The 23,960-nt window shown below is 58.2% G+C and carries 21 protein-coding genes, 1 tRNA gene and 1 pseudogene; 14 read left to right on the top strand and 9 right to left on the bottom strand.

Annotated features, from left to right (window positions below; all coding sequences use genetic code 11):
* The first annotated feature begins 4 nt into the window (after positions 1 to 4).
* Both JIO00_RS20365 and JIO00_RS20360 read left to right on the top strand, forming a co-directional pair.
* Positions 5 to 955 carry an alpha-E domain-containing protein gene (locus tag JIO00_RS20365; RefSeq protein WP_010456611.1) on the top strand — a complete coding sequence of 317 codons (951 nt, stop codon included), beginning with the start codon at positions 5 to 7 and terminating at the stop codon, positions 953 to 955.
* The gene (locus JIO00_RS20360) at positions 952 to 1,767 is read left to right on the top strand and encodes a transglutaminase family protein (RefSeq protein WP_010456609.1); all 816 of its coding nucleotides are present in this window, start codon (positions 952 to 954) and stop codon (positions 1,765 to 1,767) included. Before JIO00_RS20365 ends, JIO00_RS20360 begins: the two co-directional genes overlap by 4 nt.
* Positions 1,768 to 1,887: 120 nt before the next feature.
* Here the strand turns inward: JIO00_RS20360 and JIO00_RS20355 are convergent, their stop codons facing one another.
* Positions 1,888 to 2,709: a c-type cytochrome gene (locus tag JIO00_RS20355; protein WP_200668661.1), complete on the bottom strand. Its 822-nt coding sequence runs from the start codon at positions 2,707 to 2,709 to the stop codon at positions 1,888 to 1,890.
* Between the two features lie 598 nt (positions 2,710 to 3,307).
* Here JIO00_RS20355 and JIO00_RS20350 point away from each other — a divergent pair.
* The 3 genes and pseudogenes from JIO00_RS20350 (at position 3,308) to JIO00_RS20340 (ending at position 7,508) form a co-directional block, all read left to right on the top strand.
* A complete protein-coding gene (locus JIO00_RS20350) occupies positions 3,308 to 4,513 on the top strand; it encodes an acetyl-CoA C-acetyltransferase (RefSeq protein ID WP_102595324.1) in 1,206 nt (401 codons plus the stop codon).
* Positions 4,514 to 4,538: 25 nt separating this feature from the next.
* Positions 4,539 to 6,683 carry a 3-hydroxyacyl-CoA dehydrogenase NAD-binding domain-containing protein gene (locus JIO00_RS20345; RefSeq protein WP_200666727.1) on the top strand — a complete coding sequence of 715 codons (2,145 nt, stop codon included), beginning with the start codon at positions 4,539 to 4,541 and terminating at the stop codon, positions 6,681 to 6,683.
* Between the two features lie 95 nt (positions 6,684 to 6,778).
* Positions 6,779 to 7,508, top strand: a pseudogene (locus JIO00_RS20340) (amidotransferase).
* A 54-nt stretch (positions 7,509 to 7,562) separates the two neighbouring features.
* On the opposite strand, the gene JIO00_RS20335 reads toward JIO00_RS20340, so the two are convergent.
* The 3 genes from JIO00_RS20335 to JIO00_RS20325 all read right to left on the bottom strand — a co-directional run bounded on the left by JIO00_RS20335 (position 7,563) and on the right by JIO00_RS20325 (position 10,322).
* Positions 7,563 to 8,534 (bottom strand): magnesium and cobalt transport protein CorA, encoded by a 972-nt coding sequence (locus JIO00_RS20335; protein WP_145305861.1) that lies wholly within the window; start codon positions 8,532 to 8,534, stop codon positions 7,563 to 7,565.
* A 161-nt stretch (positions 8,535 to 8,695) separates the two neighbouring features.
* Positions 8,696 to 9,418, bottom strand: coding sequence for a lysophospholipid acyltransferase family protein (locus JIO00_RS20330; protein ID WP_077748178.1), 723 nt, complete (start codon positions 9,416 to 9,418; stop codon positions 8,696 to 8,698).
* A gap of 214 nt (positions 9,419 to 9,632) precedes the next feature.
* The gene (locus tag JIO00_RS20325; RefSeq protein WP_010456588.1) at positions 9,633 to 10,322 is read right to left on the bottom strand and encodes a crotonase/enoyl-CoA hydratase family protein; all 690 of its coding nucleotides are present in this window, start codon (positions 10,320 to 10,322) and stop codon (positions 9,633 to 9,635) included.
* Positions 10,323 to 10,629: 307 nt separating this feature from the next.
* Here JIO00_RS20325 and JIO00_RS20320 point away from each other — a divergent pair.
* The 7 genes from JIO00_RS20320 (at position 10,630) to JIO00_RS20295 (ending at position 13,701) form a co-directional block, all read left to right on the top strand.
* Positions 10,630 to 10,719: transfer RNA gene (locus JIO00_RS20320), tRNA-Ser, on the top strand.
* Between the two features lie 329 nt (positions 10,720 to 11,048).
* Positions 11,049 to 11,369 (top strand): YbjQ family protein, encoded by a 321-nt coding sequence (locus JIO00_RS20315; RefSeq protein WP_083376046.1) that lies wholly within the window; start codon positions 11,049 to 11,051, stop codon positions 11,367 to 11,369.
* A gap of 187 nt (positions 11,370 to 11,556) precedes the next feature.
* The gene (locus JIO00_RS29895) at positions 11,557 to 11,742 is read left to right on the top strand and encodes a hypothetical protein (RefSeq protein ID WP_010456584.1); all 186 of its coding nucleotides are present in this window, start codon (positions 11,557 to 11,559) and stop codon (positions 11,740 to 11,742) included.
* 337 nt (positions 11,743 to 12,079) lie between these two features.
* Complete coding sequence (locus JIO00_RS20310; RefSeq protein ID WP_010456583.1) at positions 12,080 to 12,451, top strand: hypothetical protein; 372 nt, start codon at positions 12,080 to 12,082, stop codon at positions 12,449 to 12,451.
* 193 nt (positions 12,452 to 12,644) lie between these two features.
* Complete coding sequence (locus JIO00_RS20305) at positions 12,645 to 13,073, top strand: glycine zipper domain-containing protein (protein ID WP_010456581.1); 429 nt, start codon at positions 12,645 to 12,647, stop codon at positions 13,071 to 13,073.
* A gap of 126 nt (positions 13,074 to 13,199) precedes the next feature.
* On the top strand, positions 13,200 to 13,382 hold the full coding sequence (locus JIO00_RS20300) for a hypothetical protein (protein WP_010456579.1): 183 nt from the start codon (positions 13,200 to 13,202) through the stop codon (positions 13,380 to 13,382).
* A gap of 106 nt (positions 13,383 to 13,488) precedes the next feature.
* Positions 13,489 to 13,701, top strand: a complete 213-nt coding sequence (locus JIO00_RS20295; protein ID WP_010456577.1) for a hypothetical protein — start codon at positions 13,489 to 13,491, stop codon at positions 13,699 to 13,701.
* A 580-nt stretch (positions 13,702 to 14,281) separates the two neighbouring features.
* On the opposite strand, the gene JIO00_RS20290 is transcribed toward JIO00_RS20295, so the two are convergent.
* From JIO00_RS20290 to JIO00_RS20280, 3 genes are all read right to left on the bottom strand, one after another.
* Entirely contained in the window at positions 14,282 to 14,677 is a 396-nt protein-coding gene (locus JIO00_RS20290; protein ID WP_200666725.1) for a hypothetical protein, read from the bottom strand.
* 318 nt (positions 14,678 to 14,995) lie between these two features.
* Positions 14,996 to 15,397 carry a hypothetical protein gene (locus JIO00_RS20285; protein ID WP_154913733.1) on the bottom strand — a complete coding sequence of 134 codons (402 nt, stop codon included), beginning with the start codon at positions 15,395 to 15,397 and terminating at the stop codon, positions 14,996 to 14,998.
* On the bottom strand, positions 15,387 to 20,261 hold the full coding sequence (locus JIO00_RS20280; RefSeq protein WP_200666723.1) for an RHS repeat-associated core domain-containing protein: 4,875 nt from the start codon (positions 20,259 to 20,261) through the stop codon (positions 15,387 to 15,389). Before JIO00_RS20280 ends, JIO00_RS20285 begins: the two co-directional genes overlap by 11 nt.
* 252 nt (positions 20,262 to 20,513) lie before the next feature.
* Between JIO00_RS20280 and JIO00_RS20275 the strand changes: the two genes are divergently transcribed.
* On the top strand, positions 20,514 to 21,209 hold the full coding sequence (locus JIO00_RS20275; protein WP_010456572.1) for an HAD-IA family hydrolase: 696 nt from the start codon (positions 20,514 to 20,516) through the stop codon (positions 21,207 to 21,209).
* A gap of 118 nt (positions 21,210 to 21,327) precedes the next feature.
* On the opposite strand, the gene JIO00_RS20270 is transcribed toward JIO00_RS20275, so the two are convergent.
* Positions 21,328 to 22,074, bottom strand: coding sequence for a 3-oxoacyl-ACP reductase family protein (locus JIO00_RS20270; protein WP_200666721.1), 747 nt, complete (start codon positions 22,072 to 22,074; stop codon positions 21,328 to 21,330).
* 125 nt (positions 22,075 to 22,199) lie between these two features.
* On the opposite strand from JIO00_RS20270, the gene JIO00_RS20265 reads away from it, so the two are divergent.
* Positions 22,200 to 23,123 (top strand): LysR family transcriptional regulator, encoded by a 924-nt coding sequence (locus tag JIO00_RS20265; protein WP_010456568.1) that lies wholly within the window; start codon positions 22,200 to 22,202, stop codon positions 23,121 to 23,123.
* Between the two features lie 96 nt (positions 23,124 to 23,219).
* On the opposite strand, the gene JIO00_RS20260 is transcribed toward JIO00_RS20265, so the two are convergent.
* Positions 23,220 to 23,948, bottom strand: coding sequence for an aspartate/glutamate racemase family protein (locus tag JIO00_RS20260; RefSeq protein ID WP_200666719.1), 729 nt, complete (start codon positions 23,946 to 23,948; stop codon positions 23,220 to 23,222).
* Positions 23,949 to 23,960 lie beyond the last annotated feature (12 nt).

Below are 23,960 nucleotides of genomic sequence, written 5' to 3'. Positions count from 1 at the left end.
TGCCATGTTAAGTAGAACTGCCTCGGATTTGTATTGGATGTCGCGTTACCTGGAGCGGGCGGAAAACCTCGCACGGATGCTCGACATCAGTTATTCGCTGTCGCTGATGCCGCAGGACGGTCGCGGTGACGGTCTGCACGAACTGGCCATGCCGCTGCTGATTACCGGCACCCTGGACGATTACCTGGAGCGCCACGGTGATTTGCACGCCGAGCGGCTGCTGCATTTCTTCGCACTGGACGCGGCCAACCCGGCGAGCATCTACAGCTGCCTGGGCGCGGCGCGGGCCAGTGCCCATGCGGTGCGTGGGCGAATCACCGCCGACATGTGGGAAAACATCAATGCCACTTGGCTGGAAATTCGCGGGATCGCCGAGCAAGGCCTGAGTCGCTACGGCATGAGCCGTTTTTGCGAGTGGATCAAGGAACGTTCCCACCTGTTCCGTGGCGCGTCCTACGGCACGATCATGCGTAACGATGCGTTCCGCTTCATTCGCCTGGGGACGTTTATCGAACGGGCCGACAACACGTTGCGCCTGCTCGACGCCCGCTACGAAATGGCCGGCGATCAGGCCGAAGCGGTCAGCGACGGCACTGCTCACGCGTATTACCAGTGGAGCGCGTTGTTGCGGGCGTTGTCGTCGTTCGAGGCCTACACCGAGATTTATCGCGATGCACCCGGTGCCCGGCATGTGGCCGAGTTGCTGTTGCTGCGCGCCGATGTGCCACGTTCCCTGCGTGCCTGCACCGAAGAAATCGACCAGATCCTTGCCCAGTTGCCGGGGGCCAATGGCCGGCCCGCGCAACGTCTGGCGGCGGAGATGGACGCGCGCCTGCGCTACACCGGCATCAACGAAATTCTCGACGAAGGCCTGCACGCCTGGCTGACCGAATTCATCCCGCTGGTGCGCCAGTTGGGTAACGCCATTCACAGTTCCTACCTGGAGGCTGCATGAGACTTTCCATTAGCCACGAAACCACCTATCACTACGAAGATCAGGTGCGGGCGAGCATCCAGTACCTGCGACTGACACCCCACGACAGCGAGCGTCAGCATGTGCTCAGCTGGCAACTCGACCTGCCGCGCCCGGTGCGCGCGCAACTCGATCCGTTCGGCAACATCCTGCATGTGCTGACCATGGACGAACCCCACGAGGCGATCATCATCGGCGCCCGTGGCCAGGTGGACATCGACGAGCTGCGCGAAGCCGAACATGAAAGCCAGTCGGCACTGCCGTTCCTGCGCTTCACGCGCCTGACCGAAGCCGACGAAGCCCTGCGTGCGTTCGCGGAAAAGGAATGCAAAAAACGCCGGGATCGCACGGCGTTGATCGACTTGATGCATGGCCTCAATTCGCACATGACCTACACGCCGGGCTCCACCGAAGTGGACACCAGCGCCGCCCAGGCCTTCGCCGGGCGTTCCGGTGTCTGTCAGGACCACACGCACGCGTTTCTCGCGTGCGCCCGCAGCCTGGGCATTCCGTCACGTTATGTGTCGGGGTATTTGTACAGCGAGAATAGCGAACACCTGGCCAGTCACGCCTGGGCCGAAGCCTGGCTCGATGACGCTTGGTACAGCTTCGATGTGACCAACGAATTGGCCCGGCCGGAACGGCATTTGAAACTGGCGGTGGGCCTGGATTACCTGGATGCCTGCCCTGTACGCGGGATGCGCCGGGGCGGTGGGTGTGAGCAAATGCACGCGAAGGTGTTTGTTTCGCCGACGCCGATGCCAGCGCCGATTATCTCCGTTCAGCAGCAATAACCGAAACACCACGGCCCCCTTGCAGGAGCGAGGCTTGCCCGCGAAGGCGTAGTGTCATTCACATTGATGTCGACTGACACTACGCCTTCGCGGGCAAGCCTCGCTCCTACAGGGAATGGATCAGGGCTTAGCTTTGCGCCCAGCCATATGCTTCAAATACCCCACCAGCATTTCCAGATCCCCCTCCGGCAACACCGTCGGCGCAAAACCCGGCATCTTCGCCTGAGGCCACTGGCGCAAACTCTGCGGATCTCGAATATAGCGCTTCAGAAAATCCGCCCCGAAGTACTCGGTCGGGTTAAATGGAATATTCAGATCCGGCCCGAACTGCGCATCCCCTGCACCGTTCAATCGATGACACGCCAGGCAATTCTTCTGAAACAGCGCAAAGCCTTTGTTCACCGGATCATCCGCCTTCAAGGCCGGATCCGGCAGCAGCGCAGGGAAGCGCTCGGCCACGGGCGCCATGCGCTTGATACTCGCCACTTGAAACGGCCATTGCTCCGGGCTGATGTTGCCGGCTTGCGGATCGACCCACACCAGATAAAACGGCCCGGCACCCGGTTTCCCTTCAGATAACGCCGGCCACGGTTTCGCCGGGTCTTCAATCGCCAGCCACGCGCGCGCGCCCTTGGCGTTCAGCAACGGCGCCGCCGACAGTTCAGCGGCAAATCCGTCCAGCGCCACGGCTTGCAGATGGTCTTCAGGCTTGATGCCGGTCAACAACGCCGCCAACGGAACTGCGCGATAACTCATGTCCCGCTTGTAGGAAACGTCGTCGCTGATAGTGATGGTCTGGACCTGAGGATGCTTGAGCAATTCCTCGGTCTGCCAGGTGCGACTGCTCGCGCCCAGCTCAAGGTTCAGCTGTGCGGCATACGAGGGCGTGCTGAGCAGCAAGGCCCCAAAGAGAATGAGCGTTTTCAAATGATCGCCGTCCATGTCGTTGAAGTGCCGCAAAGGTTGGCACACCCACGCTGGCCCGGGTAGCGAGCCAGTCACATTTTTAAGAGGGCGATGTAAAAACCTGGCGCCGTATTATTTGAAGACCGCTTAACCGATCACCTTGGTCAAGTTCGGCAAAATCAACAACAGCGTAGTGGCGAAAAGAATGAGCCCGGCTTGACGTACTTTCGAATGCTTGAACATGGCTTGACCGCCTTTTTTGTTATTTCCTGATGCCTGCCTGCATATCTCCATGACGGCAGAGCGCTGAACTTCCTGTAAGACGAGTGCCTCGGCAAAACCCGACGACAACTTCGTACATGTTCACCTTAGAGCCCGCGTCACGCTTGGTTTAGATCCATTTCGTATGGTTTGCTTACTTAAAGCTTTTAAAAAGGCATGAGGCCTATTGCCAGCTTCTTGGGCGCCCGTTTGCTAGACAGCTTGGTGACGTTAATCGGTTAATCCGCACCCGAGTGACCGTCCGTCTGAGCGTGTCCGTCAACGCCAGTGAGCATTGCGGTCATTGAATCCATGGCGGCTCGGCCTAAGGTGGAAGCTCAGTATTTACTCACCGCCCAGGTTCGAGGACGTCATGACCCAAGCTTTGATTTTCGACGCGTTACGCACGCCCCGTGGCAAAGGCAAAGCCGATGGCGCCTTGCACAGCGTCAAACCAGTAAATCTGGTGGCCGGGTTGCTCACGGCGTTGCAGCAGCGCACTTCGCTGGACACCAGCCAGGTCGATGATGTGGTGCTCGGTTGCGTCACGCCAATTGGCGATCAGGGCTCCGATATCGCCAAGACGGCGGCACAAGTCGCCGATTGGGACGTCAGCGTGTCTGGCGTGCAGATCAATCGCTTCTGCGCTTCGGGGCTTGAAGCCGTGAACCTGGGCGCGATGAAGGTCCGTTCCGGTTTCGAAGACCTGGTGGTGGTCGGCGGCGTCGAATCCATGTCCCGTGTGCCCATGGGCAGCGACGGCGGCGCTTGGGCGCTGGACCCGGAAACCAATCTGCACAGCCATTTCACCCCGCAAGGCGTCGGTGCCGACCTGATCGCCACGATTGAAGGTTTCAGCCGCCAGGACGTCGATGCCTACGCGCTGTATTCCCAGCAAAAGGCAGCGCGGGCGCGGGCCAACGGTTCGTTCAACAAATCACTGGTGCCGGTGCAGGATCAGAACGGCATCATCCTGCTCGATCACGATGAGTTCATCCGCGCCGAATCCACCCTGGAAGGACTGGGCAAACTCAAGCCCAGCTTCGAGATGATGGGGCTGATGGGCTTTGACGCCACCGCGCTGCGCGTTTACAGCCAGGTCGAGCGGATCAACCACGTTCACACACCGGGCAACAGCTCCGGGATCGTCGATGGCGCCGCCCTGATGCTGATTGGCTCCGAGGCCAAGGGCCGTGCGCTGGGTCTGCAGCCTCGGGCGCGGATTGTCGCCACCGCAGTCACCAGCACCGACCCGACCATCATGCTCACCGGCCCGGCGCCGGCCACCCGCAAAGCACTGGCCAAGGCCGGGCTGCGGGTTGAAGACATCGATCTGTTCGAGGTCAACGAAGCCTTCGCCTCGGTGGTACTGAAATTCATCAAGGACATGGCCATCGACCCGGACAAGGTCAACGTCAACGGCGGTTCCATCGCCATGGGCCATCCGCTGGGCGCCACTGGCTGCGCCATTCTCGGCACGCTGCTCGATGAACTGGAAACCCGGCGTCTGCGCTATGGCCTCGCGACCCTGTGTGTCGGCGGCGGCATGGGCATTGCCACCATCATCGAACGCCTCTGAGCCCCGACCTTAAGGAACAAGTGACATGACTGAAGCCATTCGTTACGAAAAAGGTCAGGACCAGATCGTCGTCCTGACCATCGACATGCCGGGCCAGAGCGCCAACACCATGAATGCGGTCTATCGCGAGGCCATGGCCGCCTGCGTCGCCCGCCTGGTGGCCGAAAAGGACAGCATTGCCGGGGTCATCATCACCTCGGACAAGAAAACCTTCTTTGCCGGCGGCGACCTCAATGAACTGATCAAGGTCGGCAAACCCGAGGCCAAGGCCTTTTACGACATGGTCCTGACGCTCAAAGGCCAGTTGCGTACCCTGGAAACCCTCGGCAAACCGGTGGTGGCCGCGATCAATGGCGCGGCGTTGGGCGGTGGCTGGGAAATCTGCCTCGCCTGCCATCACCGCGTCGCGCTGGACAATCCATCCGTGCAACTCGGCCTGCCGGAAGTCACCCTTGGCTTGCTGCCGGGCGGTGGCGGGGTAGTCCGTATGGTGCGCATGCTGGGCATTGAAAAAGCCTTGCCGTACCTGCTCGAAGGCAAGAAAGTCCGGCCGCAACAGGCCTTGCAAGCGGGTTTGATCGATGAACTGGCCGCAGATCGCGATGAATTGCTGAGCAAGGCGCGCGCCTGGATTATTGCCAATCCGGCCGCCGCACAGCGGTGGGACGTGAAGGGTTATCAGATACCCGGCGGCACGCCGTCGAACCCGAAAGTCGCGCAAATGCTCGCCATCGCACCGTCGATCCTGCGCAGCAAAACCCAGGGCTGCATGCCTGCGCCGGAGAAGATTCTCTGTGCCGCTGTCGAAGGCGCTCAAGTGGATTTCGACACCGCGCACCTGATCGAAACCCGCTATTTCACGGAACTGACCACCGGGCAAATTTCGAAAAACCTGATCGGCACCTTCTGGTTCCAGCTCAACGAGATCAACGCCGGCGGCTCGCGGCCCAAGGGGTTTGCACCTTGTGTCACGCAAAAAGTCGGCGTGCTGGGCGCCGGGATGATGGGCGCGGGCATCGCCTTTGTCAGCGCTTCGGCCGGCATTGAAGTGGTGCTCAAGGACATCAACCTCGCAGCAGCGGAGAAGGGCAAGGCCCACTCGGCGGCGCTGCTGGACAAGAAAGTCGCACGCGCCCAGATGCTCCCGCAACAGCGAGAGGCGATCCTGGCGCGGATCCGCACCACCGAAAACGATGCCGACCTGGCCGGTTGCGACCTGATCATTGAAGCGGTATTCGAAGATCGCGAGCTGAAAGCCAAAGTCTCCTCGGCGGCACAAAAGGTCGTCGGCCCGGCCGCAGTGATCGCCTCCAACACCTCGACCTTGCCGATCAGCGGCCTGGCCACCGCCGTGCCGGATCAAACGAAGTTCATCGGTCTGCATTTCTTCAGCCCGGTGGAGAAAATGCCGCTGGTGGAAATCATCAAGGGCGCCAACACCAGCGACGAAACCCTGGCGCGCGGGTTCGATTTCGTCCTGCAAATCAAGAAGACGCCGATTGTGGTCAACGACAGCCGTGGTTTCTTCACTTCCCGGGTGTTTGGCACCTTCACCAACGAAGGCATCGCCATGCTCGGCGAAGGCGTGAGTGCACCGATGATCGAGACGGAAGCGCGCAAGGCGGGTATGCCGGTCGGGCCTCTGGCGATCTCCGACGAAGTTTCCCTCAGCCTCATGAGTCATATCCGCCAGCAGACCGCCAAAGACCTGCAAGCAGAAGGGAAACCGCTGATTGAGCACCCCGCGTTCGCCGTGATTGACTTGCTGCTCAACGAATACAAACGGCCCGGTAAAGCCGCAGGAGGCGGGTTCTACGAGTACCCGGTCGGTGGCCAGAAACATCTGTGGCCTGAGCTGAAAAGCCGTTTCGAGAAAGCCGACGGGCAGATTTCGCCAAAGGATGTGCGCGATCGCCTGCTGTTCGTGCAAGCCATCGAAACCGTGCGTTGTGTGGAGGAGGGTGTGCTGACCTCGACGGCGGACGCCAACGTCGGCTCGGTTTTCGGTATCGGCTTCGCGGCCTGGACCGGTGGCGCGCTGCAGTTCATCAACCAGTACGGGGTGAAAGACTTCGTTGCCCGCGCCCAGTACCTGGCCCAGCAGTATGGCGAGCGTTTCGCGCCGCCTGCGTTATTACTGGAGAAAGCGGCCAAAGGGGAGGCGTTCTAAGGGACGTATGACGCCTTCCGGGGCTTGCCTTGTCACCGTGTTTCGAGGCAGGCTCTGGGGTGTGCATTATTCCCATCACGTGTCAGGTATTTTTTATGTCGTTACGCATCTGCATTCTGGAAACCGACATCCTGCGTCCGGAACTGGTCGATCAATATCAGGGTTACGGGCAGATGTTCCAGAATCTGTTTTCGCAGCAACCCATCGCTGCCGAGTTCACCGTGTACAACGTGATGCAGGGCGAGTACCCCAGTGACGATCTGACCTTCGATGCCTACCTCGTTACCGGCAGCAAGGCCGATTCCTTCGGCACCGATCCGTGGATCGAAACCCCTGCGGGCCTACTTGCTGAAGCGTTATGAACGCGGCGACAAGTTGCTGGGCGTGTGCTTCGGCCATCAGTTGTTGGCGCTGCTGCTGGGCGGCAAGAGCGAACGAGCGACCCAAGGTTGGGGCGTCGGCACTCACAAATACAAACTCGCTGCCAAGGCGCCATGGATGAGTCCGGTGCGTGAAGAACTGACCTTGTTGATCAGCCACCAGGACCAGGTGACGTCGCTACCGGAAAACGCCACGGTTATCGCCTCGAGCGATTTCTGTCCGTTCGCCGCGTACCACATCAACGATCAGGTGCTGTGCTTCCAGGGGCACCCGGAGTTCATTCACGATTATTCCCGTGCGCTGCTGGAGATTCGACAGGAGGCACTGGGTCAGCAGGTTTATACAAAAGGTGTGGCGAGCCTTGAGCAAGAGCATCACGGCACGACCGTTGCGGAGTGGATGATGCGGTTTGTGGCGCATAAGCCAGAAGCTAAAGCGGTTTAAAACATTGCAGCGAATGTGCGGCGAGGGAGCAGGCGCCCTCGCCACACAAGCGTTTCAAAGCCACCCGGACTTTTTGAAACTCGCCCACAAACTCACACACCCCACCGCAATAAACCCCAGCACCGCGAAATACCCGTAATGCCAGGTCAACTCCGGCATGTTCTGGAAGTTCATCCCGTAAATCCCCGCCACCGCCGTCGGAAACGCCAGGATCGCCGCCCACGCCGCAAACTTGCGTTGCACAACGCTCTGCCGTGACGCCTCCAGCAACACACCGACCTCGATGGTCTGGCTGGCAATGTCCGCCAGGGTCGTCAGGTCTTCCATCTGCCGTGTGACGTGAATCTGCACATCGCGAAAGTACGGGCGCATGTTCTTGTCGATAAACGGAAAGCTCAGCTTCTGCAGTTCCTCACCGATCTCCACCATCGGCGCCGCATAACGCCGCAAGCGCAAGACGTCCCGGCGCAGGCCGTGCAGCTTCTGGATGTCATGTTCATTCAGCGCGCTGCACAACACATTGCGCTCCAGCTCATCGATCTCGGCATGGATCGCTTCGCCCACCGGCTGGTAGTTTTCAATCACGAAATCGAGGATGGCATAGAGGACGAAATCTTCCCCGTGCTCCAACAACAGCGGACGCGCCTCACAACGTTGGCGGACAAGGGCGTAGGACGCCGAATGACCGTTGCGCGCAGTAATGATGTAACCGTTGCCGGCAAAGATATGAGTCTCGATGAACTCCAGTTTGCCTTCATGCCGGACCGGTGAATACGTGACGATAAACAAGGCATCGCCGAAGGTTTCGAGCTTCGGTCGGCTGTGTTTTTCCAAGGCGTCTTCGATGGCCAGCTCGTGCAGGTTGAACTGGCGTTGCAGGTTGGTCAGTTCCTGCGCGTTCGGCTCTTCAAGGCCGATCCAGACAAAGTGGCCAGGCTTTGCTGCCCAGGCCGCGCCTTCGTCGAGGGTGATATTGGTGACTTTTTTACCGGCGCTATAAACCGCAGCAGCAACAACTCTACCCATGATTTTGGTTCACTTCTTATTAGCGCTTTTGATTAACAAAGACCCAGTGGCGAGCCGTGCTCAGCTTAGCCTTGTCTGCTGCTTGAGAGTCAATGAAATCTGCCGAGTTCGCCGGCAGAAGTTCACAGGCGAAAAAAACCCGCACTAGGCGGGTTTTATTGTCAAACGGCTTGGAGTTGCCGGTCCATCGATTCGATGCATTCGCGCATCTGCTCGCGGCACTGTGCCATCAGCCGGGGCATGTCATCCAGGCTCAATCCCGCCGTAGGAATTGCTGGCAGCGAGCGGATCAGAATTTTCCCACTGCGCCAGCGGTTCAATCGCATGTGTTTGACGTAACTGCTGACACACACCGGCACGATCGGCACGCCCGCGGCGATCGCCATCTGGAACGCGCCTTTCTTAAACGGCAGCAGATCTTCACCGAGGTTGCGCGTACCTTCGGGGAAAACCCAGATCGATGTGTCTTGATGCTGCAAGGTGTGCGTGGTGGTCAACATCGACTGGCGCGCCTTGTGCGCATTGCCGCGGTCGATCAACACATTGCCGGCCAGCCAGAACAACTGCCCGAACAGCGGCACCCACTTCAGGCTCTTTTTGCCGATGCATACGGTGCGGCGGGGCACCACGTTGCCGAACACAAACAGATCGTAGTTGGACTGGTGGTTGGCGATGATCACGCAGCTGTCGGGCTTATCCATCAACGGTCCGACATCGGCCTTCACCCGCAAACGCAAAATACACATCGCCGGCCACGCATACAGGCGCGCACACAACCGGCTGTTGTCCGGGTTGAACGGGCGGCACAGGCCCAGAATCACCCCAAGCACACCGGCCAAAATAAAGTGCAGGCCCATCAATAACATACGAAACGCAAACAGCATTTACAGGCCCCACCGGGACAAAAGGTGGCGCAGTGTACGGATGTGCACTGTTTTCGGCAATTGCCGCTATAGAGGGAGGAGATAGGCGATGTTTGTGCGCATGTTTCCGACTTGAGGGTCAGACGCGTGCTAGAGCGGTTGTTGATTTTTCAACAGCGTGCGTATGAAAAAGCCCGACACGACGGTCGGGCTTTTCTGTGCAGACTGTCCGGGCTTAACCCATGTGTTCCTGATCCAGGATGATCGCGTTGTCCAGCGTATCCAGCAGCGCCTTGCGCACTTTCAGCTTGGTGTTCTTGTGCGCGGTCATGTTGATCTTCTTCAACTGACGCGCCGCCGCCAGCGCAGCACTTTGCAGCTCTTCGGCCGACACCACCAGGTCGAGGAAGCCGGCATCCACGGCGCTCTGTGGATTAAACATCTCACCGTTGATGACGGAGCGGTGGAACGCCGACTTGCGCAGACGATCACGCGCGATCTCGATACCGGCATGGTGCATGGTCATGCCGATCTGCACTTCGTTCAGGCCAATGCTGAACGGGCCGTCGACACCAATGCGGTAGTCCGCCGACAACAGCAGGAACGCGCCCTTGGCCACCGCATGCCCAGGGCACGCCACAATCACCGGGAATGGATGCGACAACAGACGACGGGCCAGCGTCGAGCCGGCCGTCACCAGCGCGACCGCTTCTTTCGGGCCGGACGTCATCACCTTCAAGTCATAACCGCCGGACAGGATCCCCGGCGTACCGGTAATGATCACCACTGCACGATCAGTCACCGCCTGATCCAGCGCAGCATTAAACGCAGCAATCACGTCCGGGGAAATGGCATTGACCTTGCCATTGCTCAAAGTCAGGGTCGCGATACCGTCTTCGAGATGGTAGGAAATCAACTCACTCATGACGCTATTCCTTGTATGAAAGTTGGGCAGACGTTACCCACCGCCGCAGGCCAGGTAAAGCGCCGTGACTGACCCGCCAGTCACCCTTTCCCCGCCGGGCAAGCGTAGCTCGCCACTCCCGCCGCGCATTCCTCTGCTTATAGAAGAGGGCGCGAAGCCGGAGATTGGCAGGTTTGCCATCGCCCGGAACCGACAGGAACGACTGAAACGCTAAGCGCATGAAAATTCTGCAAAAAAAGTTTGCCATCAGAAAAGCTTTCGACTACATTAGCGCGCCTCGACAGACAGAACATGTTTGAAGAGATACGGTGAAGTGTCCGAGTGGCTTAAGGAGCACGCCTGGAAAGTGTGTATACAAGAAATTGTATCGAGAGTTCGAATCTCTCCTTCACCGCCAAATTCGATGTAACCAGAACCCCTGATTTCGAGAGAAATCAGGGGTTTTGTGGTTTCTGGCGTTAGTATTTGAATCATGGCACCGTTGTTGGCTCAAGCGAATAAGCGAAGTCGCTTCTGAAAATGGTGTAGGAATAGTGAAAGGCGTGTGGGAAGTAACGCAGGAGCGCCAAGCGGATGGGGGCTTCCGACGGCAAGCTTCTTTGACTCTGTAAATATGCCTGAAGAACTGTGATACCTGATTATCGAAGCCCAGCCGTTGCTGGGCTTTTTGTTTTCAACGATTGGCCGCAGAGGAATAATGCGCGCCTCTATGAAGAAGGAATCCCCATGATCACCACCACAACCCACGCCATCGAAGGCCGCCAAATCACCGCCTATCTGGACATCGTCAGCGCCGAGTCGGTGCAGGGCGTCAACGTTATCCGCGACGTGTTCGCCGGCATGCGGGATTTTTTCGGTGGCCGTTCCCAGACGCTGGAGCGGGCGTTGAAGGAAGCGCGGATTCAGGCGACCGAGGAGATCAAGGAGCGGGCGCGGGCGCTTCAGGCGGATGCGGTGGTGGGGCTCGATTTTGAGATCAGCATGCCGGCCGGCAAGGGTGGGATGGTCGTGGTGTTTGTAACCGGGACGGCAGTCAAGCTGAGGTGAGTGACGGAATGAATCTGTTTGATCGCCAGCTGATTTTGTAGGAAACGGCGGGGTCCATTCGTCGGGCATGCGGAGATCTGAACTACAAGTCCGGTAATGACCGGCTAGTCTCAAAAGCCTTGGTGGTCGATATTTTTCAGGCAATAGGGCTTGCCGGTATCGATCCCGCTTTGAGAGGGGAAGCGCTATGACTGATCCGTATATCGAAGACGACGGGGCAGAATTTCCAATCAACAATTGCGTGCAGTGTGGCCAGACGGAGTATGTGGCGAGCTTCGGTGAAGATCAGGTCGAGACCAGCAAAGTCAGATCCGCGGCGACCAAGGTGCTCAGGTCGAAGTTTTTGCCAAAACGAGTGACATCCAGGAAGTAATGATCAACCGGACAAACCCCGCCAATGAGTGGGGTTTTTTTATTTTTAGAGGGGCTCGACACCCCAAAAAATGGTCGACCGACAAGCGAGAATTTTCTGTTGATGTTTTTTCACAAAGTTTTCACACCCAAGTACGTAGTCTCAGCTCATCCGTTAGAAAGCAGTACCCTAGCCCGTTCCCCAGCGGGCTTTTTTTTGCCTGTCATAAAACCTTTTCCATAAAAGCTGTCCAAACGTCGCCAATTGCGAGGAGCGGCGGCTTTTGTGTGGACGTTTCCTCCTCGAAAGCATTCAATCCCCGGCTTTTCGGTATTCCCTATTTTTGAGGTTTTTCGTCATGCGTTTAACACTGCCTGCTCTGGTTCTGGGACTTCTGGTGACTCAAGGTGCGATGGCTGCCGGTGATGGCACTGCTGCGATCGGTGGTGGTCTGGGTGGTGCGTTGGGTAACGTAGTCGGCCAGAGCATGGGTGGCAGCACCGGCGCGGCAATCGGCGCGGGTGTTGCGGGCGCAGCCGGCAGTGCCGTGGCAGCACGTAAAGGCAGCCGCACCAAAGCGGCCATTGGTGGCGGCGTCGGTGCGGCCGGTGGTTCGGTGATCGGTAACAGCCTGGGCGGCAAGACTGGTTCGACCATTGGTGCAGGCTTGGGCGGCGCATTGGGCGGCGGCGTGGGCAGCAATCTGGCCAAAGGTCACAAGCGTCACTGATCCTGAGCGATAACCTCGAAAAGCCCGGCTAAATGCCGGGCTTTTCGTATCTGGATGTTTCGTTTTTCACAGACTTTGAATTTGCAGATGTCCAACCTTCATCGCTGGCCGGATTCAGTGAGTGCAGGTGCTAGACTCACGCCCATCCGCAATGCGTACTCTTACCCCCGATGCGGAATTTGAGGTTCATATCATGCGTTTGACATTGTCCACGTTGTTTCTGGGACTTTTGGTCGCTCAAGGTGCAATGGCTGCCGGTGATGGCACTGCTGCAGTTGGTGGCGGTCTTGGCGGCGCACTAGGTAACGTAGTGGGTCAGCAAATGGGCGGCAGCACAGGCGCAGCGATTGGCGCCGGCGTTGGCGGTGCTGCGGGCAGCGCTGTTGGCGCGAACAAGGGCAGTCGCACAGAGGCCGCGATTGGTGGTGGGTTAGGCTCGGCAGGCGGTTCCGTGATCGGCAACAGCCTCGGCGGTTCTACCGGTTCGACCATTGGCGCAGGCCTGGGTGGCGCAGCGGGTGGTGCGGTCGGTAACAACCTCGGCAACGACAACGGCGGCTCCCATTCCGGAGGCGGTCATAAGAATAAGCACAAAAACAAGCACAAGAATAAACATCACTGATTCGACATCGAGTGATATCAGAAACCCGGCCCAGGCCGGGTTTTTTCGTATCTGCCTTGTAGTCCCCGGAACGTTTGGTCGCAAGCCGCCTCGAACGTCATACACCCCAACGTTGCGAGGACTGCCATGACTCCTGAAACCGAAGGCAAGGAAGAAAAAGGCCCAAGTGGGCTTCCGTTCATCAATGACCCCGGCAACGAAGATCCGGGTTCTTTGATGGATGATGCAACGGTCCCGCTCAACGACTCCGATGACGCTGGGGATGTGGGAAACGTTGAGTACGAAGAAGAGGAAGAAGACGACGATTGACCGGCGTTGATGTGCTATCGACCGATCGTCTCACTGATCGAACGCAAGCATTGCCCAGCCCTCGAAATTTCAGGGCCTGCTTTTCAGGCCCTTCGAGAGGTGCTTTATGAATGCTGATCCGAAAGTCGACGATGACGACGACACCCCTGAATACCCTCTGCCTTCGCCCACCGATTCCCTGAGTCGCGATCAACGTCCGCCGGACGACGACACGGCGGTCGAGCAAGTGCCGACTGATGATGTGAAACGTGGCGATGTTGAGGCCACCCCCGAAGATCCGGACATTGCCGGTAACGATGGCTCCGGTGAGCCCAGCTGAAAAGCCATTCGTCGATTTAGCGGCACCTTTAAAAAGCCAACGCTGCCAGAAATCAGGTACGCACCTTTTTAGAGGAGATGCACCATGATCAGGTCAACATTGATGGTCCTGACGGTGAGCAGCGTGTTGTCGATCAGTTCAATGGCGGCGTTTGCTCAGTCTTCCGGCAACGATGCTCCGGTCGATAAGGGCGGGATGCCGCCGTCTACTGAAATGAACGCGGGTTCTGGAGACGGGAAGGCGTTGCCGCCTGGCTCCATTGGTGGTGGGAATGCGGGTGATGCGAGCGGGAGTAGCACCAGCCCGGGAGCGGGAAGCGGGTCGATGAGTGGTGGAAGTTCGATGGGGAGTGGTTCTGGGAGTGGGTCTGGAGGATCCGGTAGCTCTGGTGGTTCCGGGATGAGCGGTGGTGGGAGTGGTGGGAGTTCGGGAAGTGCGGGAGGAGGGACGGGTGGTGCTGGTGGGGGGACGAGTGGTTCCGGCGGTTAATCCAGGTTGTTCTTGGAGGATAAGCCCAGTCCGAACTGGGCTTTTTTGCTAATAAAGTGCTTTGGCTAAATATGATTTTTAACCTTCGTGGTTAGTGCGTGAACTGTTGCAGCCAACGGTTATAGAAGTCCCTTTGTTGTTGAATATCAGTTGTGATGTCTTTGTCTTCAAAATCGAAGATATTAACCACGTCTTCAGTTTCAGTTGCGCGTCCCATATGGAGCTCATACGCCACTATGACGCCGGCCATTTGCGAGGCCATACGCGAGGGATATACGTTGAGTTTGGCGCCTTTGCATAGAAAATTCATTTCCTGAAAATCGGCTCGCAACAGCCCAAAGCATTCGTAAAGATCAAAAGCCGTGTAAGTTTTTCTCAAGCCATTTTTTGTTGTGAAAACCAATGTCAGATTTTTTCGGTCGCATTCGATTGAAATTTTCTCGGTGACTCCGCAGGAGTTTATGGATATTTCTATTGTTTTGTTCACGATCACTTCCTGCGTGGGTTGGGAGTTGAGTAGCCCTTGGAGCTGCCATCCGTCCTAAATAAATCTGTCCCCTGAGCCCGTCCCCTTAAACCGATCGGGAATGGGGCTGGGAGTGGGAATGGAGGATCCGGTAGTTTCGGTGGTTCAGGGATGAGTCGCGGTGGGAGTTTGGGGAGTGCGGGTGGAGGTGGCGGTTCGGATGGTTAATCCGAGTATTCCAGAAGATGAGCCCAGTACAAACTGGGCTCTACAGGTGCTTTTTTAAATAACAGAGATGTTAGGGGAGGTTGTGTTTTAAATCGCTGCTCTGTATGCGCCCTAGTCTTTAACTTTTTTTATGGATTCTAACCAGCGATGAAAGAATTCGGTCTGTAGTCTTGGTTCGTTGATTATTTCTTTGTCATCAAAATCGAAGATGTTGACGATATCTTTTCTTGTGGCGCGGACGCCTATTTTGTGCTCGTATGCCATTATTCCGGATGTCATCTGCGACGACATGCTAGATGGTCTAACGTTTATCTTCGCTCCTTTACAAAGAAATTTAATTTCAGGGAGTGATTTAATTATTTTTCCCAGACACTCATAGATGTCTAAGCCTTTGAATTCTTCGCTCCAACCATTTTCAAGTGTCAAGCGGATCACAGGTACCCGCTCGTCATAATCCAAGGTCGCAGTTTCGGGTTTTCCACCCACCACTATAGGTATTTTCTTAATTGTCATTTTTCAGATTCCTTGATGGATTCGGAATGGAATACCCAACATAACTACCATCTTTTTTCAGGGGCGTGGCACCGAGAATATTTTTGCTTTCTATTCCGTTAGGTATTGCAATTTCAGACTCATAACTATAAGGAATGTCGTCAGGATGTAATTCTTTGTTCACGTCGTGGCCATAGATTTTTTTCAGGGTGTACAAGTAACCCTTGGTAGTTCTGTATCTTGTGCCGAAATCGATGCCTACTTCCCGATCAGTCGATGTACTTACGAAATTGCTTGGTGGATTTCGGTTGTCCCATATATGGAGCAATAGATCGCTACTTTTGCCTAAGCTTAAAAAACCAGTGTCAAAGATTTCATCGGGACGACGAAGATCACCACGGTAAAGATAATCGATTTCTGCTTTCGGAGTCGGAAGAGTAGCCTCCCCCTCATCAACCTTCACCTTCCCCGCCGGATCCTCATCCCCAAACGAAGGCCTCTTGCACCCGTCCCCTCCAGGGCAATCATTCAACCCCAACGGATCAACCCACCCCGTCGGGTTTCGAGTGTACTGATATCCGTTTAACCCACCCGCCAACTTACTCGGATCCGGCGTCAGATACCGTCCCAGATCCGGGTTGTAGTACCGGTGCCGGTTGTAATGCAGTCCCGTCTCCGCATCGTAATACTGCCCCTGGAACCTCAATGGCTGATCCAGAACCTGATGGGTATCGCGGTTCAGGCGAGTCAGGCGGCCATAGGCGGTGTATTGCGCGGCCCAGATAATGTCGCCGCTGTAGTCGGTGAGTTCTTGTGGTGTGCCGAGGTGGTCGAGTTGGTAGTAGAACGGGCAGGCCTGGTGCGGGCCTTTGCCGTCGAGCATGGCCAGCGGGCGGAAGGTGCCGGGTTCGTAGACATAGCTGCGGTAATGTTCGCGGCCACTTTCGGCAACGAGGTTGTCGCCCTGCCAGAAGTACTCGGTGATGTGGCCGTCGACGGTTTTACAGATGCGGCGGCCGAAGGCATCGTAGCGGTAGCTGGCGGTGTTGCCGTTCGGCAGGGTGACGCCGATTAATCGATGCTGGCAGTCGTAGCGGTACTCGGTGACGAGTTTTTGGGCGGCGCCGCGGCGCTCGCGGATCAGGTTGCCGAAGGCGTCGTAGTCGAAATGGCGATCGCCCTGCATCAGTAGGCGATTGCCTTTGAGGGTGGCTGGGCCTGGACGGTCCTGCATCAACAGGTTGCCGGCGGGGTCATGGGCGAAGCTTTCGGGCTGCTGGTCGCGGGAGTGGCGGACGCGGATCAGGCGGTCAAGCGGATCGTATTGATAGCTGCGTTGGCCATGACGGGTGTCGGCGATGTGTTCGAGATTGCCGTTGGCGCTGTAGGTATAGTCGCGCCGATACAGCGGATGCTCGGGTTGGCTGATAGCGTGAGCTTTCAGGCGACCTTGTTCATCGTAGTCGTACCGGCTCGACAACATGCCTTGCTGACGTTGCAGTTCGCGGTCGGCTTTATACGTGTGGCTTGTAAGTCGTGTGCCGTTAAGGTCGATGGCTGTCAGCGCACCGCCCTTGGCGTGGTGATAGTCGAGTTGGCTGTTGTCCGGCAGACGCAGATGGTTGAGCTTGCCGCAAGCGTCGTAGCCGTAGCGCAGCGTGCCCCAACCTTGATGTTCGGTGATCAGGCGGTTTTGCTTGTCGTACGCGAACTCCAGCGGATGGTCTTGGCCGTCATCGACGCTGACCAATCGGCCTAGGCTGTCATAGCGATATTCGACGTTGACGCCATCGGGCAGGTTTTTGACCAGCAGGCGTCCGGCCGTATCCCGTTGGTAACTCGTAAACAGCTGCGAGCCGTCATCACCGAATTCGGTTTTTTCCAGCAGATGGCCGTTGAGGTCGTAGGCATACGCTGTGCGACGGCCGTCAAAGCCGGTTTCCTGTCGGATCAGTCCGCCAGGTGTGTAGTCCAGTCGATAGCGTTCGCCGGATTCGTTTTCGATTTCCGTCAGTAGCAGCCGGGCGTTGTCGTAGCGATAACGCAGCTGCGTGCCGTCGGGATTGATTCGGCGGCTGACCAGATGCAGGTCATCGTCGTATTCAAAACGGGTGACGCGCCCCAGTTCATCGCGTTCGGCGGTGATTTTGCCGTAGGCGTTGTAACTGAAGGCGCGGCTGGCGCCTGTAGGAAGAACCGTCTGGATCAGTCGGCCAACGGCGTCCCATTGGTATTGAGTGACGGCACCATGTTCGTCCTGACGGGCAATCTGACGACCCGATACATCGTAGGAAAACCGCCGCTGACTGCCGTCTGGCAACGTCTCTTCGACCAGTTGCCCGATGGCATCCCACACGAACACATGACGGCTGGTGTCCGGGTAACGGATAGACAGCAGCCGGCCTTGAGCATCGTAGTGGTAGTGAGTGATGTGGCCGTCGGGATCGATGGCCTCGGTGACATCCCCCTGAACATTGCGTTGGTATTTCCACACCGCTTTACCGCGATATCGCGCATGCAGGAAACCGTAGCGATATTCGTAGGACGTTGGCTCGTCTTCCGGTGGAATCAGCGCGATCAGCCGCCCGACCTCGTCGTAGCGATATTGAGTGATTGCCCCTGACGGACTGCACTCATTCGTCAAACGGCCCTGGTCGTCGTAGGCATTGAGATGCTCTGCGCCATCCGGCTCAACCCGGCGCACCAATCGCGCCTTATCGTCATGGACGTAAACTTCTTCGCTGCCATCGGCGTTTTTAACCAGCACTGCGCCGTCGTCATCCCAGGCATATCGCGTATCCATCTGCGAAAAAGTCGCCCAATGCCTGACACATCTGGCCGCCTTGCCAGACCTTTCCCACTCCCAGAAGAAGCTGGCCCCACCGGCCAGTTGCCGCTGGAGAATCACATGTTGGTCGTCGTAGTCGTACCGCTCGCTTTCGCCGGCAGCATTGGTCGCTTCGATCAGACGGTGACGGGCGTCGTAGCGGTAGGCAATCAGCGTTTGCTCTGTACGCCAGGCGTCCACCAACCCGTCGGCGGGGTGAAACGACTGATACTCGACCGTAACGATGTGCCGGCGCTCGTAACGCAACAGCAGTGAACGTCCCGCGCCGTTATCGACGCGTTGAATGCGATCCTGACGGTCGCGGGTGATATGCAGCCGGTTGTTGTAGGCATCACTGATGGACGTCAGGCGACCATTCTCAAAGTGATAGAACCGTGGAGACTCACCCGCCAGAGCAACAATCAGCTCCTCGGGTTTGTTTCCGAGATAAATGGCCGAGCGGGACAGGCTGTTATGAATCGCCGGACGCAAAATGCTGGGCAGTGGAAACGTCGTGCGACGGTTTTCATGGTCGGTCCAGACGACTTGTTCTGCGTCCAGCTCCAGGCGATGCGCCAGCGAATGACTCCAGCCCCAACCCAGCCCGCAATCCATTTCCACGGCGCTGGTTCGGTACAACCGGGTAAACGCGAAAGGCAGCAAACCGTTAAGCGATCCATCGTCCAGTGTCAGCAATTCTTCGCCGGTGACCATCGACACCGGGCAACCGTTGGTGCAGGTCAGCGGCCCGCAATCGGCACTATCGCCGTTGGGATTTTTCGCTTGATCGGGAACGTCGTCACGGTGCTCCTGCCGACCCAATCGGGTCATGGCTGCGGATTTGTCGCGAGCGATGGCGACTGGATTCTGCACTGTCAAAACCGGCGCAGTGCTCAGGTTGATCTGCAACGGCACGGCGGGTGCGGGGTTTAGCGGAGCATTTCGGACATTGACCGCAAGGGGTTTGAGTACGTCCGCGTGGCTCGTCAGGTCGGACTGGGTGCCGAGCTCGGCCAACCTCAGGCTCGCGGCAGCCAGCCATTTGCGCGCGCGCTCGGATTTGACCTTGTCCAGCACCTTGGCGCTGATGCCGAGCTTCAACCCGGCAGGGCCTGTGAAGCGCGCCAGCAGGAAGCCGATCAATATGCCTGTGCGAATCTCTGCCACGACTTCGGCGATGAACTGCGGCGGCAACATCCTCAGCCAACTGGTGATCGCCGCCAGATGAATGAACATCAGCGGCTCATCACTCAACACCAGCAGCAGGTTGGCGATGGATTCCGCTGAAGCCTCCAGCAGCGTTTCAAGTTCGGTTTCGGTCAGGTACTCAAGGAGTTTTTCACTGTTGGCTTGCAGGTCCGCGATCAGCGCGTAGATCTGCTTCACGTCATCCCACAACCCGTTCAGCGAATTCTCGAAACCGCGCCAGTCGGCCTGTTGCAGCTGGCCGTAACGCTTGATGAAACCGGCCTCGGCGAACTCGGCCCATGAGGGTTCGAATTCGGTCGTCCACTCGTTACGCAGCCAGCCTTCCAGACCGCTGATGACGCCTTGATAGGAGGCATAAAGCGCTTTGACATGCTCAGCGGAAACATTCGGGAAGAAGGTGATGCGATAACGCAGGCTGCGTTCGCACTCGCGGATTTCGAGGATGCCGCTAGGGCCGATCTCGTCATAAACCGGCTTGCCGAACGTACCGTCAGCGTTCAAAGGCTCAAGCATCACCGGGGTGTTACCGATCGGCACGAACCGCGCAGCGTCGAACATGTGCACGAGGGTCAGGGGACCCGCTGCCGGGCATGCGGCGACGGTCGAGCTGACAGGGGTGGTGGAGTTTTTCGGCGCGACCAGGCGAACGTCGTGCCCCACCTTGAACACCTGCTCGATATCCAGCGCCTTGCCGGTCCAGAAACTTTCGGCCCAGGCGTCGTAGTCATTGAGGCAAAGCCGGAAGTCAGCGAACAGCGCTTCGACATCCGGCCGCTCGGGGTCCATGGCGGCAACCACCAGCAGGCCGATGGCGTTATTCAAGGCCAGTACCTTGTCAGGTACGAACATTCGCAGTCCCTCGCGCAGATCAAGTTTGAGCGCGGGACTTTGCTTGGGATCAACGGGTAAAGAAGTCGGGAAAGGAGGCGTTTTATGTAGGGAAAATCGCTAAATGACGACGAGCACTTTTTGTATCTGTCAGGGATTGCCCGTTGCTCGATGGCCGCCGCGCTCGCTATGCTGCTGAATCCTTTAATCGATCACGGACCCGGCCGCACCTGAGCCGCCTCTGGGATGTCATTAGAAAACGGATCAGATGCGATGAATGCACCGCTGAATGAATACGGCCCGATCAAGGCCGTGATTTTTGATATGGACGGCTTGCTGCTGGACACCGAGGGCATTTATACCGAGGTCACGTCCATGATTGCCGAGCGCTACGGACGGGTCTTCGACTGGAGCATCAAACAGAACATCATCGGCCGTGGCGCAGGTGATCTGGCGCGGTACGTGGTCGAGGCTCTGGACTTGCCGATCACCGCCGAAGAGTTTCTGGTGATCCGCGAACCGCTGATGCGCGAGCGTTTTCCGCAAGCGCTGGCGATGCCTGGCGCCGAGGAACTGGTCAGGCACTTGAAAGCCAACAACATTCCGATCGCGGTCGGCACCAGTTCTTCGCGTCAGTCGTTCGGCCAGAAAACCACCTTGCACCGCGATTGGTTTGCGCTGTTCGACTTTGTCGTGACGGCCGATGACCCTGAAGTGGGCGCGGCCAAACCGGCGCCGGACATCTTCCTCACGGCGGCGCGGCGCCTGGGCGTTGCGCCCGAGGACTGCCTGGTATTCGAAGACTCGCCGTTCGGTGTCACGGCGGCGAAAGCGGCGGGGATGACGGCGATTGCGATTCCCGACGCGGCGATGGCTGACGAAAAGTATGCGCATGCCGATGGCATTCTTCGTTCGTTGAAGGCGTTCAAGCCGAGTGCTTGTGGTTTGCCAGCCCTCGAATGGGCTTGATGTAGAAATGTGGGAGCGAGCCTGCTCGCGAAAGCGGAAGGTCAGACGACATCAATGTCGCCTGACGCACCGTCTTCGCGAGCAGGCTCGCCCCCACATTGTGATTGCGTCTAGCGCATCAGGCGCCAAAACCACCGTCGATGGTCAGGCTCGCCCCTGTGATGTAACCGGCTTCCGGCCCGACCAGATAGGCCACAAAGCTGGCGATTTCCTCGGAAGTGCCGTAACGGCCCACCGCCATCAGCGGGATCAGGCTGTCAGCGAAGTCACCGTCGGCCGGGTTCATGTCGGTGTCGACCGGGCCCGGTTGCACGTTATTGATGGTGATGCCGCGCGGGCCGAGGTCGCGGGCCAGGCCTTTGGTCAGACCTACCAGCGCTGATTTGCTCATGGCGTAAGGGCCGCCACCGGCGAAGGGCATGCGGTCGGCGTTGGTGCTGCCGATGTTGATGATGCGACCGCCTTCAGTCATGTGTTTGGCGGCGGCCTGGGTGGCGATGAACACGCTGCGCACGTTGATAGCCAGGGTCTGGTCGAAATCTTCGAGTTTGAAATCCTCCAGTGGCGCAACGGCCAGCACGCCGGCGTTGTTGACGAGGATGTCGAGGCGACCAAAGGTGTCTACGGTGGTGGTCACGGCGCGGCGAATGGCCTCGGCGTCAGCGCTGTCGGCCTTGATGGCGAGGGCTTTGCCGCCAGTGCCGGTGATGCTGTCTTGCAAGGCTTCGGCTTTGGCTGTGGAGCTGACATAGGTGAAGGCAACGGTTGCGCCTTCAGCGGCCAGGCGTTTGACGATGGCGGCGCCGATGCCGCGGGACCCGCCTTGAATCAAAGCCACTTTGCCGCTGAGGTTCTGAGTAGTCATAACGATCTCCGAAGTCCCGAGGCGAGATGCCTCGGTTGATGGAGCCTAGTATTGATTGCGGATTACACGCTGTGTAGACGGCAATTGCGATAGTCTGTGTAAACCAGAAGTTTATAGTGGCGCCTATGGAAACCTTCAGCAGTATCGAATGCTTCGTGCGCAGCGCCGAGGTTGGCAGCTTCGCCGAAGCCGCGCGACGGTTGAGCCTGACCCCGGCGGCGGTGGGCAAAAGTGTTGCCAAGCTTGAGGCCCGGCTGGGTGTGCGGCTGTTCCAGCGCAGCACGCGAAGCCTGACGCTGACCGAGGCAGGTCACCTGTTTCTCGGCGAAGTCAGTTCCAGCCTTCACACGATCCAGAATGCGGTGGCCAACCTCGCCAGCGCTGAGGGTCGGCCAGCGGGAACACTGAAAGTCAGCATGGGCACGGTGTTCGGGCGTTTATATGTGGTGCCCTTACTGGGTGAGTTTCTGCGGCGTTTTCCGGCGATCAACCCGGATTGGCATTTCGACAACCGGCAGGTCGATCTGATCGCTCAGGGCTTCGATGCGGCGATTGGTGGGGGATTTGAGCTGCCTCAAGGCGTGGTGGCGCGCAAGCTGACGCCGGCGCATCGGGTGCTGGTGGCGTCGGCGGAGTATCTGGCGGCGCGGCCTGTGATCGTCGAGCCCGATCAACTCAAGGACCACGACGGCATCCTGATCCGCTCCCCACAGACCGGTCGGGTGCGTTCCTGGCAATTGACCAGTCGTACTCAGCAACACAACCCGCTGGCGCTGAAGGCGCGCATGACCATGAGCGATTCGGAAGCGGCGTGTGCGACGGCGGCGCAGGGGTTGGGCATTGCGTTGGTGAGCATGCCGTTTGCTGTGGGGTATCTGGAAGCCGGGACGTTACAACGGGTGTTGCCGGACTGGTATGTCGACGACGGCAACATTTCTATCTATTACGCGGAACACAAACTGCTGCCGGGCAAGACCCGGGCGTTTGTGGATTTCATTATTGAGCAGTTTGCGGAGCGGGGGTGGGTGCAGCGGTTCAGTGCGGTTTGAGCCTGGCTTGAGACCGAGTCGCTGCTTTCGCGAACAGGGGATTTGTGAACGACACAGATCCAATGCGAGCCTGCTCGCGATGAACGATAACGCGGTCTACCGCCCGAACCGCCCCGGCCAACCAATAATGTTCTTCGGCCGTGGCGTCGCATACGTCCGCACCTTGGAAGTGGACAACCCTAATCGCACCAGCGATTCGGCAATGGTCACCGCCGCCGTCACGCCATCCACCACCGGAACCCCGGTGCGCTGGCGAATCTGTTCATCCAGCCCGGCCATGCCGCCGCAGCCCAGGCAAATCACTTCGGCCTTGTCTTCCTGCACCGCCAGTTCCGCCTGACGGACAATCGCCTCCAGCGCCCGTTGCGGATCGGATTCCAGTTCCAGCACCGCCAGACCACTGGCCCGCACCGACGCGCAGCGGTCCCACAGCCCCGACAGTTTTAGCCGGTCCTCGATCAGGGGCACGGTGCGGTCCAGGGTGGTGACCACCGAATAGGCATGGCCGAGGAACATCGCCGTACTGGCCGCTGCATCGGTGATGTCCACCACCGGCACGTTGAGCAATTCCTGCAAGCCTTCGCGACCGTGTTCGCCGTAGCCGGCCTGGATCACAGCATCGAAGGGCTTGTCGTAGGCCATGACCCGGTCCATTACGGCGATGGCGGCCAGGTAACTTTCGAAATTGCCTTCGATGGAGTCGGCGCCGAAGTAGGGCGTCAGGCCGACGATTTCCGTTCCCGGCGCGGCCACCGCCTGGGCGGATCGGGCGATGGCCTGGGTGATGGACTCGGTGGTGTTGACGTTGACCACGAGAATTCGCATGAGTAGTCCTTA

It is taken from the genome of Pseudomonas sp. SW-3, assembly GCF_016615645.1.
GTDB classification, from domain to species: Bacteria; Pseudomonadota; Gammaproteobacteria; order Pseudomonadales; family Pseudomonadaceae; genus Aquipseudomonas; species Aquipseudomonas mandelii.
Note: the sequence above shows the minus strand (reverse complement) of the source record. Positions and strands in the feature narration are given on the sequence as shown.

Bases quoted from the DNA above. Each gene is read 5' to 3' on its own strand.
- JIO00_RS20365 (WP_010456611.1), top strand. From the start codon at position 5: ATGTTAAGTAGAACTGCCTCGGATTTGTATTGGATGTCGCGTTACCTG.
- JIO00_RS20360 (WP_010456609.1), top strand. From the start codon at position 952: ATGAGACTTTCCATTAGCCACGAAACCACCTATCACTACGAAGATCAG.
- JIO00_RS20355 (WP_200668661.1), bottom strand. From the start codon at position 2,709: ATGGACGGCGATCATTTGAAAACGCTCATTCTCTTTGGGGCCTTGCTG.
- JIO00_RS20350 (WP_102595324.1), top strand. From the start codon at position 3,308: ATGACCCAAGCTTTGATTTTCGACGCGTTACGCACGCCCCGTGGCAAA.
- JIO00_RS20345 (WP_200666727.1), top strand. From the start codon at position 4,539: ATGACTGAAGCCATTCGTTACGAAAAAGGTCAGGACCAGATCGTCGTC.
- JIO00_RS20335 (WP_145305861.1), bottom strand. From the start codon at position 8,534: ATGGGTAGAGTTGTTGCTGCTGCGGTTTATAGCGCCGGTAAAAAAGTC.
- JIO00_RS20330 (WP_077748178.1), bottom strand. From the start codon at position 9,418: ATGCTGTTTGCGTTTCGTATGTTATTGATGGGCCTGCACTTTATTTTG.
- JIO00_RS20325 (WP_010456588.1), bottom strand. From the start codon at position 10,322: ATGAGTGAGTTGATTTCCTACCATCTCGAAGACGGTATCGCGACCCTG.
- JIO00_RS20315 (WP_083376046.1), top strand. From the start codon at position 11,049: ATGATCACCACCACAACCCACGCCATCGAAGGCCGCCAAATCACCGCC.
- JIO00_RS29895 (WP_010456584.1), top strand. From the start codon at position 11,557: ATGACTGATCCGTATATCGAAGACGACGGGGCAGAATTTCCAATCAAC.
- JIO00_RS20310 (WP_010456583.1), top strand. From the start codon at position 12,080: ATGCGTTTAACACTGCCTGCTCTGGTTCTGGGACTTCTGGTGACTCAA.
- JIO00_RS20305 (WP_010456581.1), top strand. From the start codon at position 12,645: ATGCGTTTGACATTGTCCACGTTGTTTCTGGGACTTTTGGTCGCTCAA.
- JIO00_RS20300 (WP_010456579.1), top strand. From the start codon at position 13,200: ATGACTCCTGAAACCGAAGGCAAGGAAGAAAAAGGCCCAAGTGGGCTT.
- JIO00_RS20295 (WP_010456577.1), top strand. From the start codon at position 13,489: ATGAATGCTGATCCGAAAGTCGACGATGACGACGACACCCCTGAATAC.
- JIO00_RS20285 (WP_154913733.1), bottom strand. From the start codon at position 15,397: ATGACAATTAAGAAAATACCTATAGTGGTGGGTGGAAAACCCGAAACT.
- JIO00_RS20280 (WP_200666723.1), bottom strand. From the start codon at position 20,261: ATGTTCGTACCTGACAAGGTACTGGCCTTGAATAACGCCATCGGCCTG.
- JIO00_RS20275 (WP_010456572.1), top strand. From the start codon at position 20,514: ATGAATGCACCGCTGAATGAATACGGCCCGATCAAGGCCGTGATTTTT.
- JIO00_RS20270 (WP_200666721.1), bottom strand. From the start codon at position 22,074: ATGACTACTCAGAACCTCAGCGGCAAAGTGGCTTTGATTCAAGGCGGG.
- JIO00_RS20265 (WP_010456568.1), top strand. From the start codon at position 22,200: ATGGAAACCTTCAGCAGTATCGAATGCTTCGTGCGCAGCGCCGAGGTT.
- JIO00_RS20260 (WP_200666719.1), bottom strand. From the start codon at position 23,948: ATGCGAATTCTCGTGGTCAACGTCAACACCACCGAGTCCATCACCCAG.